The following is a 1,294-nucleotide window of genomic DNA, read 5'->3' on the forward strand; positions in this document are numbered from 1 at the left end:
GGTTCTTTGTCAACTGGTGTTGGTGGAGAAAAATAAAAAAATAAATAATGTTTTTGTTCCTTCAGCTTTATGCTGAAGGAATTTTTATTTTTGTTAAATTGCTATAAATTAAAATTCTATTTCTTAAATGGTAAAAGCTTCTGTATCCAAATGCGATCCGCTTAATAACTTTTATTTTATTATTAATACCTTCAATAGGACCATTGGAAAATGGATAATTTAAACTATTTTTAATATAAGGTAAATATTTAATATATGTCTTTATTGAAGTGAGCATATAGTGACTTGAAATTTTTAAATTACTTTTTATAAAGCGCTGGAAAGCTATATAATTTCTAGTTTTAATAAAAAATATTAAATTTTGATAAATAGTATAAGCTTCTTCTAATTCTTTACTAAATGATAAAAGTCTAGTAACAATTTCTTCTTCAGAAATATACTGCCTGAAAGAATGGTGGTAATATTTTCTTATATAAGAAAGTTTTGAAGAATCTTTTAATAATAATTTCCAATATTTCTTTAATTTATTATATATAGATGGATCTTTCTTGCGAAATTTATTCATAATATTAATTCTACTCTTATTAAAGGAACGATTAATTAGTTGAACTAAATGAAAACGATCAATTGAAATCTTAGCTTTGGGAAATAATTCTTCTATTAAAGTAATATATGGAGAATATATATCAATAACAATATTTGTAACAGAATTTCTCGCTTTTTGAGAATATTTTGAAAAGTAATTTCTTAATTGGTTTAAGCGCCTATCTTCAAGTATATCAATGATTTTATGAGATTCTGCATCACAAAAAACAAAAGACATTGCTCCAGAGCATTCTTTAACTGATTTAAATTCATCAAAACATAATTTTTTAGGTAAATAATTAAAATTAGGCAAATGGTATTTATAAAAAGAATTAACTATTCTATTTACAGTGTTATGAGAAGAATTAAATCTCCTAGCGATATCTTTTTCAGAAATTTTAAGTTTAGCCTCATTAGCAATAGCTAGCTTAGTTTGGTTTGAGATAAAACAATTTTTATTAACTAATGAAGTGTTAGCAATAAATGTTTTTCCACATTTTTTGCAAAAAAATCTTTGTTTTCTAAGTTTAATATAAGTATTATAATTAGAAATCATAGGTATTTTAATTAGAGTATTTTTAAATCCATATTTAATGATAGAATCATGATTAACAGAACCGCAACATTCACAATGCGCAGGAGAATATGTAAGTTTAGCAAAAAATACTTTGCAGATAATTCCTTTAATATTAAGATCTTTAACGAAATT

1 protein-coding gene is annotated in these 1,294 nt (G+C 23.6%); it reads right to left on the minus strand.

The window, feature by feature from the left end:
* Positions 1-67: 67 nt before the first annotated feature.
* Positions 68-1,294: ISL3 family transposase (locus GIL12_RS09960; RefSeq protein WP_163470317.1), on the minus strand; the 1,227-nt coding region annotated here is incomplete at its 5' end.

The sequence above is a fragment of the Fusobacterium sp. IOR10 genome (assembly GCF_010367435.1).
GTDB lineage: Bacteria > Fusobacteriota > Fusobacteriia > Fusobacteriales > Fusobacteriaceae > Fusobacterium_B.